This window comes from Devosia sp. UYZn731 (assembly GCF_040546795.1).
Lineage (GTDB): Bacteria > Pseudomonadota > Alphaproteobacteria > Rhizobiales > Devosiaceae > Devosia.
Genome location: NZ_JBEPOL010000003.1, coordinates 451,616 through 466,593 on the forward strand (window position 1 = coordinate 451,616; position 14,978 = coordinate 466,593).

The window sequence follows — 14,978 nt, forward strand, 5'->3', positions numbered from 1 at the left end:
GGCTAAGCCCTTGTCGCTGTGGCGGATGGAATGACGGTTTCAGCAATCGTATCGCCCACAAGAAACGACTGGATTTGCTCGCTCGAATAGCCGATTTCCGCCAGAATCTCGCGGCTGTGCTCACCCACGAGCGGCGCGCCACGTTCAATGCTGGCTGGGGTCTTTTCGAAACGGATTGGAAAGCCTGGAGTCCGCAAGCGCCCTTCGGTATGGTGGTCGTATTCCACCATGCTGCCATTGTGGAGCACCTGCGGATCCTGCAGCATCGCCTCAAAATCGTGCACCGGCCCGCACCAGATATCGCGTTCGCGCATAACAGCGATCCATTCGGCCGTGGTGCGTTCCGCTAACTTGGCGCTGGTCAGGCGGTGGATGCTATCGCGCTCGGGGAAGCCATCGCGCTCCTCCTGGAACTGGGCTAGAGCGGGCTCGCCGATGACTTCGGCCAGGACAGCTAGCGGCGGCATGGACACGATCATGAAGCTGTCGAGCGTGCGGAAGACCGCATACGGAGCGCGGATATGCACATGAGCATGGTTTTCTTCCGTACGGATCTGACTGCGCCCGCCGATCGTCGTCACGGAGATTTCCTGCATTTGCAGAGCGATCATGGCGTCGAGCATATTGACCTCGACTAGCTGCCCTTCTCCGGTCCGCTCGCGATACAGCAAGGCAGCTAGCACACCTTCGAACGCGCAATAGGCCGTCGTCGCATCGGCAACGAACATTCCGCTCGGCACTGGCTCATCGTCCACATTGCCGGTGCTGAACATCGACCCGCTGAGGCCCTGCAGCAGCAAGTCCTGGCCGGGCAGGGAGGCGTAGGGACCGGTTGCCCCATAGCCGGAAATAGAGACGTAGATCAGTCTTGGATTGAGTTTGCTCAGCGTGGCATAGTCGACGCCCAGCCGCTCGGCGACGCCATTGCGATAGTTCTGCACGAAGACGTCGGCGCTGGCCGCCAGCTGCTGGACGATCTTGCGACCCTCGGGCGTCTTCAGATTGACTGCAAGACTGCGCTTATTGCGGTTGAGCGACAGGAAAGAGGCATTGATGCCGGTCCGGCCCGCCCCACCCGCCGAGGCAAAGCGCTGCCATTCACCAGTGACCGGTTCTACCTTGATAACGTCGGCACCGAGATCGCCCAGGCGTTGGGTAGCAAATGGTCCGGCCATGGCAACGGTGCAGTCGACGACCTTGTAGTGCGATAGAATAGCTTTGGCGCTCAAGCGGCGCTCCTTCCTTATGCAGCGCGCATCGCCCTGTCGCGTGATTACGCGATCATCGGTCGAAACGACGCAAATAGGCCATAACTCAGCCAAAGATGTGAGTTAGTGTACCAAAAAATGTCTCGAGAGCCTCCCTCTCATGCAATTATTGTTAGCGCTCTCATTATTGATCGGTCAAGGCCAATTTTTGGCTGATGTCTGGTTGCTTCGGCGCTGACAATCCGCCTATCGTCTATTTTTCAGAGGGCGGGGTGCGTCGGTGATGCGGATGACGAGAACCGGTGCTAACGGAAACGGCGTCACCATGGGGAAGGTGGCCGAACTCGCTGGCGTGTCGCCGCAAACGGTCTCCCGCGTTCTTGGGCACCCCGAACTGGTCACGGAAGTCACGCGCCTCAAGGTGCAGGCCGCAATCGATCAATTGAACTACATTCCCAATGGAGCTGCGAGAAATCTTGCTTCCAACAGTAGCCGCATGGTGGCGGTGATTATTCCGACTCTGGCAAGTTCGGCCTACTCCGCCCACGTCAACAATGTCATGGCGCTGCTCGACGAGCGAGGCATTTCGGTGCTCATCGGCAACAGCGAGTATTCCATGCAGCGGGAGGAACAACTCGTGCAGTCGCTGCTCGAACGCCGTCCCCAGGGGTTCATCATGACCGGCCTGCAGCACACCCAGCGGGCCAGCGACTTGCTGCGCAGTTCCGGCGTGCCAGTGGTTGAAACCTGGGATACCGATGCGGCACCAATCGACCTATGCGTAGGCTTTTCCAACATAAATGCGGGTGCCGATGTCGGTCGGCTTATGGTTGCTCGCGGCGCCAAAAAAATCGCCTTCGTCGGTGGCAATAGAGATCAGGATTCACGCTCGGATCGTCGCTTCCGCGGCTTGCAATCGGTCGTAGAGGCCGCTGGCTTGGCCGCCCCGGTACGCGTCGAACTCCCTATGCCAATGCGCACGACCGACGGCATCACGGGACTCGATCAAGTGCTTGAGCTTGAGCCAATGACGGATGCAATCTTGTTTTCGGCGGACAATTTGGCGCTTGCTGCCCTTCTTGAATGCCGCCGCCGCGGGATCGACGTCCCCCACCAACTGGCGATTTGCGGCTTCGGTGACTACGATCTGTCGGCGCTGGTGACGCCATCGCTGACCACGGTGCGCATCCAGCCCGAGGTCATGGGACGTCGCGCCGCAGCCATGATTCTGGCGAGCCTTGAAGGCCAGGTTCAGGAAAGCACCGTGACCCTGGAACACCAGCTCATCCGTCGCGGAAGCTGCTGAGCACGTGAGGTGGTCTGATAAACTGGCTTGATCAGCGGCGATGTTAGCGCTATCTTTCAATGAACGCGTATTGAAGTTGACTCGATGCCAGGGAGGAAAGATGGCGCTTTTTCTAGAGGATTTCCAGCAGGGCGCTATGCACTGGACACCCGGGCGGACACTCACTGAGGCCGACGTCATGTCGTTCGCCGGGCTATCGGGGGATTACAACCCCGCTCACACCGACTATGAGTTCGCTCGAAAGGGCGCATTCGGCAGGCCAATCGCGCATGGGTTGTTAGCGCTGGTCGTGTCCGCCGGGCTCGCAGATCGCGATGGGAGCCTTGATGGCTCGGCCATTGCGTTGCTCGGGGTCAATTGGAAGTTCGGCAAGCCGGTGTTTTTTGGCGATACGATCCGGCTGAAGCTGACCATCGAAAGCACGCGCGCCACCAGTAAGCCCGACCGCGGAATCGTGGTGCGGCATATCAGTGTCTATAATCAGCACGACGACGTCGTTCAGGAGGGGGCGTTCACCACCATGGTCAAGCGCCGTCCTGTGCAGCAGGAAATGCCGGCATGAGCGAGGTCTTTGAGTTCGTCGATGCCCACCACCATCTGTGGGATCTTGAGCGGCTGTATTATGGCTGGCTGACGGACAAGCCGTTTCTGGGTCATCCTTCCGGCGACTATTCGGCAATCATGAAGGATTATCTGGTAACCGACCTCAAGCGCGACGGCGCTCCGGTCAACCTGATCAAATCAGTCCATATCGAGACTGCGGACGGCGAAACAGACCCGGTTCGGGAGACGGAATGGTTGCAGGAGCTTGCCGATCGTAGCGGCATGCCCAATGGCATCATCGCTCGCGTCGACCTGGCGGGATCCGATGCTGCCGCCCAACTCGACCGGCACGCGCAGTTTGCCAATTTCCGCGGTGTACGAATGCTGTCATTCGTCGGCCTCGATTTTCTGGACGCCCCAGACTTTCGCAGGGGTTTTAATGCTCTACAGCAACGCGACCTCATCTACGACATGGATGCCGGCTGGCCCCAAATGGGCAAGGCTTATGACTTGGCGCTCGCCTTCCCGCGTTCCACCATCATTCTTGGCCATTGTGGATTCCCGAAGCAGCGTACGGCGCCCTACTTCAACGAATGGCGCAAGGGCATTCACAAGCTGGCACAAGCGCCGAACGTGGCCTGCAAGCTGTCGGGGCTAGCCATGGTCGATCACCAATGGACGGTCGAATCCATCCGTCCCTGGATCGAGGTGTGCATCGAGGCGTTCGGTCCGAGCAGATGCATGTTCGGCACTAACTGGCCTCTTGATGGCCTGTTCAGTGATTATGCGACCCTTATCAAGGCTTACCGAACGATAGTATCTGGCTATACGGCGGAAGAGCAGCGGCAATTATTCCGCACTACAGCAGAAGGGTGGTACCGAATCTGACTGAAATTACGCACATGGCCGGCATCTAGGGGCGCCAAAGGCCGACCAGAGCCTCTAAATTCATCCAGCAGAGAGCGTGATCCTCTTTCCATTTGCGCAAACTATATCAAAACGTCGGATATGGAACGTCGGCATAAGCGTGAAACGCTCCAGGTCAGTCGGCGCAGATTGGCTTCCGCCCATCTTGGTTGTCGCCAACGCGCCGGCGGCGGCACCGTGCCGGAGCGCTTGAGAGAGGGGAAAACCTCTGGTTATTGCCACACCGAACCCGGCGTTGAAGCAGTCGCCTGCCGCGATCGAGTCGCTCGCATCGACCGGGAAAGTGGGCACCATCTTGCCTTCACCCGCCGCTAGTACAAATACGCCGCGCGCACCGAGTTTGAGGATTGCGACTTTGGCTCCGAAGCCGATCAGCCTCTCGGCTGCCTGGTGCGCTCGTAGCTCGTCCGATGGATCGATCCCGGTCAATTCCAGCGTTCAGTCCCGTTCGGAGTGACGAAGTCACTCATCGCGATCAGTTCGAGAGCCTGTTCCGGGTCTCTCACAGGCGCAGGATCGACGGGCAGGCGAGCATGGCCGAAATCGACCAAGCGGCCGGGGTCGGCCGGGTGACGCTCTATGGCCATTTCGCGTCCCGGGAAGAACTCATCGACGTCCTCTTCGAGCGCACGATCAACTGCGCCGAGGCGCAACTTTCTACCCTCGATCTCGCGGGGGACCCGGATGACGCGCTCGAGCTCCTGGTTCTAACGTCGTGGCGCATTGTCGATTCATTCTATTTGTAGAACGTCGCGCTGCTCACGCCGTGCTTCCGGCACACATCAGCAGTCGGCATCCCGGCCTCCTGCTCCTTGATCATGCCGATAATCTGTTCCTCGCTGAACCGAGAAGCCTTCATCGTCCGTCACCTTCAGTGGACGGACTCTACTCATTTTTGGAGGAAATCTAAGGGCTCACGTCACGCCAAATGCGCGTAGGTGATAACGAGGCAGAGCCGGGCCATGGCGAGGTGACTAGTTCGATCAGATGAAATTGCCGCTTCATCGTGCTGTGCTTCAGCGAGAAGAAACCCTACACATGAGTCGCACCCTAGTATGGCAGCCCACAACGAGCCAAACGGGTGCGCTTACCAAGGTGTACCGGCGGGCTGAAACATCGATCATGGAAGCGATGGGTCCTTTGCACCCTCAAGCATGGTGCCCATCGCCGCTACATTTGAAGGACCTTGGGAAACAACCCGTCATGGTCGGGAGACGGAACTCCATGGCGTTGATCGGCTCGGCCACGTTAACCGCCGACCTACACGGCAAGCAGAGGGTCCCACTTGTCTTAAGGGGGGGGGACTTTCGGTGAATTCGCCGAAGACTGCAATTTTGAAATCCGTAGTGAGCGGGAAAAGTTCAAACCCCGTCATAAGTAAACGACCCAATCGCTCGGCTGCATAAGAAAATTGGTGCCTACCGCGTTCCGTAGCCGCGTGCGTAACACCGTTAGTCAAGACGGAGAGCGTCTCCGGGAGGCATCTCGGTATCTCGACGGCTTAAAGCCAGTTTGCCGCAGAAACGTCCGGTTAAAATTCGATATGTTGTTGAAACCGGCTTCGAAACAGATGTTAGTGACTGGCATATCCGTGTCTGACAATAGCTTGCGAGCGGTCCAGACCCGCAAAATATTGACATGATCGGAAAATGTGTTGCCGACTTGGGCTTTGAATAGCCGCGAAAAGGCGCTGTCGGACATACCCACCATCTCTGCAACGTCCGTGAGGGAAATGCCGGCCAAGAAATGGCTTAAAATGTAATCTATTGCGCGCTCGATCCGTTCGGCTTCATTTGCCGACCCCGGTCGAAACTGGCTCGCGAACTCGGGACTCGATAGCGTTCGATATTCCTGTGAGTTTGAGAGCACATCGAGCAATCGCAGAAACTCTGCCAGCGCAGCCAATCCCGATTTATTGCCTAGGTCTTCGAGAATCGCTGCGGCACGCCTTGCGGTCTCCCCCATGAATTCAACGCCATCTGCAGCAGCGCGGAAAAGGCTGCCCACTTGCGCAAGCTCGGGAAGTATTGTGATCGCCTGGAGAGTGCGCTCGGGGTCGAATTGTAACACGATATCGCGCTCGGCGAGGCGGGCATTGCCAATGCCGGGGGTGACCCAGTTATGAGGTAAATTGCTGCCGACCAGCACCAAATGTCCAGGTTCAAAGTGGCCTACGTAGTCGCCGATGTAAGCCAGCCCTGACGAATGCCTAATAAGATGTATTTCGAATTCTGGATGATAGTTCCAAACGATCCGGCGCCAAGGATAGTCGTCTTTGCGCCACAGAAACGTATGCTCCGGCGGCACCAGCACATGTTCGTAATATGCGTTGTTTGGCAACGTATGCGAAGCAGCGTTCGTCATTTTGGCGAACCATTTTTAATCGGGCGGACTGAAAAACCGCGGATTGTCAAAATAGTATAGAATACGCGCATCCATAGCGCTAGTTGGCCGCTTGAAATTCGCCCAGGCTATGTGTCACGAGCAACGGACGCCCAGTCGTTCGAGCATCGTAAGACCTTGGAGGAGTTCAAAATGAAGACTAAGTTCGCGGGGCTTGCCGCCTCGACGGCGATTGCGCTTATTTTCGCTTGCACCAACAACGCATTTGCCCAATCCCCTATCTGTGCCGACACCGTCCATGTACTCGCCCAGCCGCGTGACGGCCTGACTTTGTTGGAAGATTACAGGGACGAATTCAAGCAACTGTCGGGTGCCGATTTCCAGATCGACTACCTCAATGAAGGAGATCGTCGCTCCAAGTCGCAAGCTGACGCGTCCACCATTGGTAAGTATAACGTGTACTATGTTGACGAAGGCAATCTCCCGCTGTTCGCATCGTCGGGTTGGTTGGTTCCTTTGATGGACCATTACCCCGCCGCCTATGACTACGCCGACTTCGATGCAGGCCGCCAACAAACGGCGACCTATGATGGCAAAATCTGGTTTGCCCCAGTTCTCGGCGGTGGCGACATCATGGTCTATCGCAAAGACCTGCTGGATGCCGCCGGTATCGCTCCTCCCGCGACGCTGGACGAGCTCAAGGCCGCAGTCGAGAAACTAAATGATCCGGCGAAGGGGATTTATGGTATCGCGCTGCGCGGAAAGCGTGGATCCGGCGATAACGTCTGGCGCTGGATGACCTACTTCAAGGGTATGGGCGGCGAGTGGTTCAAGGACGGAAAGCCGGCCTTCAACAGCCAGGCTGCGGTCGACGCCACCAACACCTATCTCGATCTGTTCAAGTATTCGGCTCCGGGCACCCAGACCGGCAGTTGGGACGAAGCCACCGGGGCGTTCCTCTCCGGTCAGGTCGCGATCATCATAGAGTCAGCGCCTTTGGCCGGAATGACCATCGATCCGGCCGTGTCGCAGGTGACCGACAAGGTAGCCTTCCTGCCGCCGCCCGCGCCGCTGACCGGTGGGGGTTTCGCCCATGGCTTTGCCATTGGTTCCAAAGCCAATCCGGACAAGGCCAGCCAGGATTGCGCCGGGTTGTTTGTCGCCTGGTCGACGTCCAAGGAAAACGAGGCGCGGCGGCTCGCCAAGGGCCAGTCGGGTGAACTCAATCGCTCGAGCATCTTCGCCAGCGTCGAATTCGCCAAAACCTTTGGCGACGCGCTTCCAGCAGCGTTGGCCGCAACGGCCAGCCACACGGCGGTCAATTTCTGGCAGGACGCGCGTTGGCCTGAACTGGGCAACCAATGGGGCATCGAACTCGAAGAGTTGATCGCCGGTACCCGCACCGATGTGAAGGGCAGTCTCGACGAACTGAACGCCTTTGCTACGAACCTCGTCGCGCAATAAGCCTGGCCTTTCTAATAACAGGTGGCGGCAGCCCTTAACGGCTGCCGCCTTTTCCACAATCGCTCTGGGAGGGGACGATGAAGCAACGGCAAGCTCTGCCCTATACGTTCATTCTACCCACATTCGTGGTTCTGGCGATCCTGGCATTCGTGCCAACGATCTATGCCGTGATCATCTCGCTACAGGACCGCACCCTGAGTGCCCCCGGCGCCGACTTCGTCTGGTTCAAGAACTACCTGCAATTGTTTGGCGACCGGCGCTTTCTCAATGCGCTCTGGGTATCGCTGAAATGGGAAGTCATCACCGTGACGGCCACCATGGCGGTGGCGATTGTGCTGGGCATCCTGATGTTTGATGCCACCGGTCCCCGAATGCGCAACACCCTGACCCTGATTTTTTTGATCCCCGTACTGCTGCCGCGCGTCTGCGCCGCCTTCGTCTGGAAATTCGCCTTTCACCCGCTCTATGGACTGGTGACTTATCCATACCGGGCCTTGACCGGCAAAACCCTCGATCTGCTAGCCGATCCTAACGCTGCGATCTTTGCCATCGCGTTTGTCGACGTCTGGCAATGGGGCTTCTTCTTTGCCGTCATCATTTTGAAGCTGCTCGAAGCATTGCCGCCACAGCCACTAGAAGCCGCCCGGCTCGACCATGCCAAAGGCTGGCAGATCCATTATTTCGTCAGCCTGCCGATGCTGCGGACCGCGTTGATCAGCCTAGTGTTCGTCAAAATGATCGAGTCGTTGCGCTCGTTTGACCTCGTTTACGTGATGACGCGCGGCGGGCCGGGCGTAAGCACTGAAACGCTGGATATGTATGCCTTCTCCCAAGGCTTCATCGAGTCCGGCAAGATTTCTTACGCCTCCAGCATGGCGGTGATCATGATGATCGTGACGCTGGTCGGGTTCACCCTGCTTTGGAAAAAGGTGAAGTGATGGGCCGCACTGTCTCGCGCATTGTCCTGTGGCTGATGGCGGCTTTGGTGCTGGGGCCGGTGGTGTGGACCATTATCAACGCCTTCAAGCTCAACGTTGATCTGCTGACCCCGACGCCGAAGCTGTTCTTCAATCCAATTATTGATAACGTGACTTATGTGCTGGGTCGCCCCAGCGTCTTGCAAGGCCTTATAAATTCGCTGGTGATCTGCATATCCTCGGTGGCGATCGGCGTCGTCTTTGGATTGCCGACAGCTTATGCGGTGGCGCGCTATCCCAATCGCTGGACCGAAGAAATCCAGTTTTTTGTGCTTTCGCTGCGTTTCATGCCGCCGGTGGCCGTCGCCATCCCGCTAATGCTGATCTGGCTCGGCATTGGCCTCTATGACAGCCAGATCGCGCTGATCATCACCTATTCGCTGCTGACCATCTCCATCACTGTCTGGCTGGCCATCCCTGGATTCCAGAGAGTACCCAAAGAAATAGAGGAAGCGGCGCGTGTCGACGGCTATGATGCCTATGCTGTTTTCTTTCGGGTGGCGCTTCCGGTGGCAATGCGCACCTTGCTCGGGGCGTTGGCCTTCAGCTTCGTGCTGGTCTGGAACGAGTTCCTGATGGCGCTAATGCTGACCACCAGCAGTGCTAAGACTCTGCCGATTGTCGCGTCGGAAATGTCCCAGCTCGGTATGAACGTGCCATGGGGGATCCTTAATGCTGCCGTGGTGCTGCTCTCGTTGCCACCGCTTCTGTTGCTTGGCTTGCTGAGCGGCTTCATGAATTCCATTTTTTCCAATAAGTCTCGGTAGGAGAACGACATGCAGGCTCTGGTCCTAGAACGCATCGGTGAATTGACTCTGCGGGAAATCGAACTGCCACAGGCTGCAGGTCCAGGTGACGTTAAGATCGCCGTCCACACCGTCGGTATCTGCGGAAGCGATGTCCACTATTATACGCACGGCGGAATCGGCGATTACCTCGTCAAAGAACCAATGGTGCTAGGTCATGAAGGTGCTGGCACTGTAATCGAAGTTGGCTCCGCCGTAACCGGAATTGCTGTGGGCGATCGGGTCTGCATGGAGCCGGGGATACCCGATCTGTCGTCGCGCGCCTCCAAACTTGGCATTTACAATGTTGATCCAAAGGTGAAGTTTTGGGCGACACCGCCGGTGCATGGCATCCTGACGCCATTCGTGGTGCACCCGGCCGCCTTTACCTATCGGTTGCCGGACAATGTCAGCTTTGCCGAAGGCGCCATGGTCGAACCCTTTGCCGTCGGCATGCAGGCCGCGGCGCGCGCGCGCATCGTGCCCGGCGACACCGCAGTGGTTACGGGCTGCGGCACCATTGGCATCATGGTGGCGCTGGCGGCATTGGCCGGCGGTTGCAGCAAGGTAATCATTTCCGACATCAGCCCCGACAAGTTGGCCCTGGCGGCAAAATATCCGGGCCTGGTGCCTGTCAATGTGAAAGACGCGAGCTTGATCGATGCAGTTTCTCGGGAGACCGAGGGATGGGGTGCCGATATCGTGTTCGAGGCCAGCGGCAGTCCGCGTGTATATGGCGACATCCTCAAGATCGTGCGGCCTGGTGGCGCGCTGGTTCTGGTCGGCCTGCCGCCTGGCCCGGTTGACTTCAACGTCAACAATGCCATCGCCCGGGAAGTGCGGATCGAGACCGTGTTCCGCTACGCCAACGTGTTCGACCGGGCCCTGGCGCTCATCGGTTCCGGCAAGGTCAACCTCAAGCCGCTGATCACCGAAACCTTCAAATTCAAGGATTCGATCGCCGCGTTCGAGCGAGCGGCCAAAGGCCTGCCTGCCGACGTGAAGCTGCAGATTGTCGTCGCGGAAAATGGGGAAGCGTGATGGCTGGGATCATTTGCCAGAATCTCAATAAGAAATACGGCGTTACAGAGGTGGTGCCCGATTTCAATCTCGAGGTGTCTGACCATGAATTTGTGGTGTTCCTCGGTCCGTCGGGCTGCGGCAAATCCACTATCCTGCGGATGATCGCGGGACTCGAAGATATTAGCGGTGGTAGCCTTTCGATCGACAGCAAGGTGGTCACCGATTTGGAGCCGCGCGACCGTGGGGTGGCCATGGTATTTCAGAATTATGCGCTCTATCCACATATGACCATTCGGGACAACATCGCTTTTGGGCTGCGCCGGCTGAAGGTGCCTGAGCCCGAGATCGATAAGCGCATCGATGGGGTGGTTGCCATGCTCGGCCTGGGTCCGGTGATCAACCGAAAACCCACCGAATTATCCGGCGGCCAGCAGCAACGCGTCGCCATTGCCCGCGCCATGATCAAAACTCCCAAAGTGTTCCTGTTCGACGAGCCACTGTCTAATCTGGACGCCAAGCTGCGTGCCCAGATGCGCTTTGAAATCGCGCGTTTGCACAAGCAGCTGCGCACCACCACCATCTACGTAACGCACGACCAGATGGAGGCAATGACCCTCGCTGACCGCATTGTGCTTCTCAATGCTGGTCGGATCGAGCAGGTCGGGGCGCCGCAACAGATTTACGAACGTCCCGCCACCCTGTTCGTCGCCGGCTTTATCGGCACACCGGCCATGAATCTGTTGCCAATGACAGTCGAGCGCTCCGCGAGCGGTTGGAAACTGGAGGGTGCAGGGGCCCAGATTGGCATAAGCGGCAACGTCTTCGACCTAAAGCAAGACCAACAGGTGGTGCTCGGCGTGCGGCCGGCCGATCTGTTGGCAACCAAGCCAAATGCAGATGGCAATCTACTCGCCGGCACCACCGACATGGTGGAGTTCCATGGCGATCATACGCTTGTCGGGTTTGCCGCCGGCAATGTTCGTGTAAATGCATTCGTGCCATCTCGCGACCGTCCGGCCGAAGGCGACGAGGTGGCGTTCACGGTCATGGAAGCCGCAATTCATCTTTTTGATGCAGCCGGTGGGCACAGCCTGTTCAAGGAGCCTGGAGCTGGCCATTGAGGCGAATAACCTACCTCATAGAGGCTTGCTAACAGTCCATTGCTTAGACGTATAACCGCGCCGGGCTCGGGCTGGGCAGGGCGTTTGCGACCTGCAAGATGTGACGGTCGCCTAAGGGAATTCAGCTATAAGAAGAGCCACTTGCAGCCTCTAACCCTACGCAGCATCAGCGCTCAAAGGAGAGTGAAATGACAAAAATCCGCATCGCAGTGGACATGGATGAAGTCATCGCCGACGCAGGCTCGGCAATGCGTTTCTGGGTCAAGGAAAATCTTTCCAAGGAGTGGCGTGACGCTGACATGACGGGCTTCAAGATGGGCGCTTTGCTTGATGAGGCGGACTACACTCGGCTGCAAGAGCACATGCACCAAGGGCATTTCTTTGGCGACCTCGAGGTTGTGGAGGGAAGCCAGGAGGCAATTCGACAACTGAGCGAGGACTACGAGATTTTTGTTACGACGGCGGCGATGGAGTTTCCCCGATCGCTGGACTTCAAATACCGGTGGCTGTCAGAACATTTTTCTTTTCTGAACCCGATGAACTTCGTATTTTGCGGAGACAAGAGCATCATCCATGCTGATTTCCTCATCGACGATAATTCACGGCACTTCGAGCGCTTCGCCGGGCAGGGCGTTCTATTTTCTGCGCCTCACAATGCCAAAGAAGAAGGTTATCCGCGCTTGTCTCGTTGGGAAGATGCGCACGCTGTACTTGAGGACCTGGTACGGAATTATAAAACCCGCCAGTAAACCATTGCCATCCTATAGCGTCCAGATCCCAGTAAAAGCGCGCTATCGACCAGTATTTTGGCCGTTAGCATGGCTCAAAAATAAGGGATGCCGCGCCGATCAGTCCTGCATTTTCTCCGAGCTGAGCGGGGCGTATCGGCACGTCACGGAAATCTTTCATCGCATTGCGTCGCACGGTTGCACTGATGCGCAGTTCCATCAAATCGAAACTGTTCGAAACGCCGCCGCCGACCACAACGATATCGGGGCTGAATGCGTGCAGTATCCCGGTAAAGCCGATGCCCAGAATAGCGGCCTCCTCATCAAGCAACGCCAGCGCTGCAGGATCGCCCCCGCGCGCCGCTGCACTGACATGACCTGCATCGACTAGGTCTCCAGCGGCGATTGAGCGCAACGTAGCGCCCGCTGGAGTAGAAGCAATTACACGAGCGCGTCGCGTCAACGCTGACCCAGCGCCGAGCGCCTCAAAACATCCCTTTGCACCGCAAGAACAGACGGCGTCGGAGTGATAGTCGATGATGATGTGGCCCAGGTGACCGGCAAAGCCTCGCCGTCCTCTAACGACCCGTCCGTCGGCAATTACGCCGCCGCCGATTCCGGTACTGATCGTCAGGTAGGCGATGTTTTGCAGGCCTTTGCCTGCGCCGAACCGCCATTCACCAATTGCGGCCGAGATCCCGTCGTTTTCAACCACTGTCGGAAGGCGAAGTTTTTTCGCGAGCATGTCCTTCAGGGGAATGTTGTTCCAGCCTGGTAGAGTGGGAATGTCAAGGACTACACCTGTAGTGGTATCGAGCGGCCCGGGTGACGACACGCCCACGCCGATATAGCGTGACCGGCCAATCCCAGTGGATATCTTGTCGAGAAGTGCATCGATCTGGGCAAAAACAGCGCTAGGACCACCTTCAGAATCGGTTCTTTCGGCGGCCCTGGCGACAATCGACCCTGCTTGGTCGACAAGGGCAACCCGCAATTGGGTTCCACCCAGGTCGATGCCGATTGCGAGCTTCTGGATCATCGAGTAACGCGATCGTTCACAAGGTGGCTCCGCACCCAACCCATCCGCTGATCCAGATCGGGGGCACTGAACGCCAAGGATCCCAATACTACTGTCTGGGCGCCGGCGGTCGCTAGCCGTTCCACCGTATGCTCACGAATTCCGCCGTCTGCTGCCACCAGGGTCTGAGGCGTTCGCCCGGCCTTATCGATGCGATTTCTGGCTTCAGACAATCGACTCTCGGCGGCTTCGTCCAATCCCTGTCCCTTCACGCCGATACGGGTTCCAAGCAGCGTGATCAACGACGCACGAGCGCTGTAGCGTTCGATGTCCGACACGGGCGTATCGAGCTGCAGCACCACTCCGCTCAAGATACCGCGCGCGTCGATTGCATCGAGCGCTGCGTACAGGTTGTTGTTTTCGGCGTGGACACTGATCAAGTCGGCGCCGGCATCGGCGAACTGCTCAATTTGGTCCACGACGATGTCGTCGGTCGCCATCAAATGAACATGGAGCGGCCTCGAGGTGCGCTTGCGAATGGCGGCGACAAGATCTGGAAAAATCAACAGGGCAGGGGAGAAGTGTCCGTCCGATACGTCAAGATGGTAGATGTCGGTGTGCCGGTCGATCCGATCCATGTCGGCACCGATCGCCAGAAGATCGGCGCTCCACAGTGAAACCTCGGCGAGCACTCGGTCCCTCGGCAGATCAGAGAACCAGTTGCTATTGGGCTGCATCTTTCACCTCTTGAAGAAACACGGCCAGTTCGGCCTGAAATTGACTGACATACTGGGCGCGCGACACCGACTTGGACGTGACCTTCACCAATTTTGCGTTCGGGATAGCCTCGGCCAGCGAGCGCGCGTGAGAAAACGGATGTACATAGTCCTGGTCGGTGCCGATCACCAATGCCGGGAGCGTCAGCGACGCTAGATCAGACCTGGTGACTTTTGGGCCATCGGCCGCGATACGCATGAGCATTTGCGCAAAGATGTCCCGGTTCGCGCGAGAAAAAAAACCGCGCAACGAGTTTAGGTTATCGGGCGAAACGCGACCGAGCTGTTCCGCCGTCGAACTGTGTTCGAAGACCTCCAGGGCCGTTTCGCTGGGGTTAGCCGCCAGGATTTGGCCAGCGACCGCGTTGGGCGCCATATTCTCGGGGCTGTCGTCGAACAGCCAGGCGGGCCGGGCGACCACGAGGCCCTTGATGAGTTCGGGACGGCGAACGGCGAGGTTCAGCGAGATCGCTGCACCCATCGATATTCCACCCAGAACCACAGGGGCCGGGAGCGATTTTGTGATGAAGTCAGCGACGTCATCAGCGAATGGCTGAATGGAGAATGCGGACGATGATCCGGCTTCGGATTTTCCATGTCCGCGACATTCAATAGTCACCATCCTGAAGCCCTGGCCTTGGGGAAACACCTCTGCCGTTTGCCTAGAGTCGCCACCGAGCCCGTGCTGAAATACGAAGGGCTGCCCAATGCCGACTTGTTCGACATTGAGCGACACGCCGTCTTGGGTGACAAACATGA

16 protein-coding genes and 1 pseudogene are annotated in these 14,978 nt (G+C 57.8%); 10 read left to right on the top strand and 7 right to left on the bottom strand.

What is annotated here, in order from left to right; translation table 11 throughout:
* Positions 1-2: 2 nt before the first annotated feature.
* Positions 3-1,229 carry a CaiB/BaiF CoA transferase family protein gene (locus ABIB57_RS10060; protein ID WP_354040455.1) on the bottom strand — a complete coding sequence of 409 codons (1,227 nt, stop codon included), beginning with the start codon at positions 1,227-1,229 and terminating at the stop codon, positions 3-5.
* Positions 1,230-1,533: 304 nt separating this feature from the next.
* On the opposite strand from ABIB57_RS10060, the gene ABIB57_RS10065 reads away from it, so the two are divergent.
* From ABIB57_RS10065 to ABIB57_RS10075, 3 genes are all read left to right on the top strand, one after another.
* Positions 1,534-2,514 carry a LacI family DNA-binding transcriptional regulator gene (locus ABIB57_RS10065; RefSeq protein WP_354040608.1) on the top strand — a complete coding sequence of 327 codons (981 nt, stop codon included), beginning with the start codon at positions 1,534-1,536 and terminating at the stop codon, positions 2,512-2,514.
* Between the two features lie 100 nt (positions 2,515-2,614).
* On the top strand, positions 2,615-3,076 hold the full coding sequence (locus ABIB57_RS10070; RefSeq protein ID WP_354040457.1) for a MaoC/PaaZ C-terminal domain-containing protein: 462 nt from the start codon (positions 2,615-2,617) through the stop codon (positions 3,074-3,076).
* The gene (locus ABIB57_RS10075) at positions 3,073-3,945 is read left to right on the top strand and encodes an amidohydrolase family protein (RefSeq protein ID WP_354040458.1); all 873 of its coding nucleotides are present in this window, start codon (positions 3,073-3,075) and stop codon (positions 3,943-3,945) included. Before ABIB57_RS10070 ends, ABIB57_RS10075 begins: the two co-directional genes overlap by 4 nt.
* Before the next feature lie 60 nt (positions 3,946-4,005).
* Here ABIB57_RS10075 and ABIB57_RS10080 read toward each other — a convergent pair whose 3' ends face one another.
* Positions 4,006-4,413: a PfkB family carbohydrate kinase gene (locus ABIB57_RS10080; RefSeq protein ID WP_354040460.1), complete on the bottom strand. Its 408-nt coding sequence runs from the start codon at positions 4,411-4,413 to the stop codon at positions 4,006-4,008.
* 104 nt (positions 4,414-4,517) lie between these two features.
* Here ABIB57_RS10080 and ABIB57_RS10085 point away from each other — a divergent pair, with 104 nt between their 5' ends.
* A complete protein-coding gene (locus tag ABIB57_RS10085) occupies positions 4,518-4,730 on the top strand; it encodes a TetR/AcrR family transcriptional regulator (protein ID WP_354040462.1) in 213 nt (70 codons plus the stop codon).
* On the opposite strand, the pseudogene ABIB57_RS10090 reads toward ABIB57_RS10085, so the two are convergent.
* Positions 4,724-4,843 (bottom strand): annotated as a pseudogene (locus ABIB57_RS10090) (transposase); the annotation flags it as partial. The gene ABIB57_RS10085 and the pseudogene ABIB57_RS10090 overlap by 7 nt on opposite strands.
* 596 nt (positions 4,844-5,439) lie before the next feature.
* On the bottom strand, positions 5,440-6,348 hold the full coding sequence (locus ABIB57_RS10095; RefSeq protein WP_354040464.1) for a helix-turn-helix domain-containing protein: 909 nt from the start codon (positions 6,346-6,348) through the stop codon (positions 5,440-5,442).
* 171 nt (positions 6,349-6,519) lie between these two features.
* Here ABIB57_RS10095 and ABIB57_RS10100 point away from each other — a divergent pair, with 171 nt between their 5' ends.
* The 6 genes from ABIB57_RS10100 (at position 6,520) to ABIB57_RS10125 (ending at position 12,446) form a co-directional block, all read left to right on the top strand.
* Positions 6,520-7,791 (top strand): ABC transporter substrate-binding protein, encoded by a 1,272-nt coding sequence (locus ABIB57_RS10100; protein WP_354040609.1) that lies wholly within the window; start codon positions 6,520-6,522, stop codon positions 7,789-7,791.
* Positions 7,792-7,868: 77 nt separating this feature from the next.
* The gene (locus tag ABIB57_RS10105) at positions 7,869-8,729 is read left to right on the top strand and encodes a carbohydrate ABC transporter permease (protein WP_354040466.1); all 861 of its coding nucleotides are present in this window, start codon (positions 7,869-7,871) and stop codon (positions 8,727-8,729) included.
* Positions 8,729-9,535 carry a carbohydrate ABC transporter permease gene (locus ABIB57_RS10110; RefSeq protein WP_354040468.1) on the top strand — a complete coding sequence of 269 codons (807 nt, stop codon included), beginning with the start codon at positions 8,729-8,731 and terminating at the stop codon, positions 9,533-9,535. The genes ABIB57_RS10105 and ABIB57_RS10110 overlap by 1 nt, the downstream gene beginning before the upstream one ends.
* A gap of 9 nt (positions 9,536-9,544) precedes the next feature.
* Entirely contained in the window at positions 9,545-10,594 is a 1,050-nt protein-coding gene (locus tag ABIB57_RS10115; RefSeq protein ID WP_354040469.1) for an NAD(P)-dependent alcohol dehydrogenase, read from the top strand.
* On the top strand, positions 10,594-11,697 hold the full coding sequence (locus ABIB57_RS10120) for an ABC transporter ATP-binding protein (protein WP_354040471.1): 1,104 nt from the start codon (positions 10,594-10,596) through the stop codon (positions 11,695-11,697). Before ABIB57_RS10115 ends, ABIB57_RS10120 begins: the two co-directional genes overlap by 1 nt.
* Before the next feature lie 188 nt (positions 11,698-11,885).
* Complete coding sequence (locus tag ABIB57_RS10125) at positions 11,886-12,446, top strand: 5' nucleotidase, NT5C type (protein ID WP_354040473.1); 561 nt, start codon at positions 11,886-11,888, stop codon at positions 12,444-12,446.
* A 64-nt stretch (positions 12,447-12,510) separates the two neighbouring features.
* Here ABIB57_RS10125 and ABIB57_RS10130 read toward each other — a convergent pair whose 3' ends face one another.
* From ABIB57_RS10130 to ABIB57_RS10140, 3 genes are read right to left on the bottom strand one after another with little or no spacing between them, the layout of a single operon-like run.
* Positions 12,511-13,461 (bottom strand): ROK family protein, encoded by a 951-nt coding sequence (locus ABIB57_RS10130; protein ID WP_354040611.1) that lies wholly within the window; start codon positions 13,459-13,461, stop codon positions 12,511-12,513.
* Entirely contained in the window at positions 13,461-14,180 is a 720-nt protein-coding gene (locus ABIB57_RS10135; protein WP_354040475.1) for a ribulose-phosphate 3-epimerase, read from the bottom strand. Before ABIB57_RS10135 ends, ABIB57_RS10130 begins: the two co-directional genes overlap by 1 nt.
* Positions 14,167-14,976, bottom strand: a complete 810-nt coding sequence (locus ABIB57_RS10140) for an alpha/beta fold hydrolase (protein ID WP_354040476.1) — start codon at positions 14,974-14,976, stop codon at positions 14,167-14,169. The genes ABIB57_RS10135 and ABIB57_RS10140 overlap by 14 nt, the downstream gene beginning before the upstream one ends.
* Between the last annotated feature and the right edge of the window lie 2 nt (positions 14,977-14,978).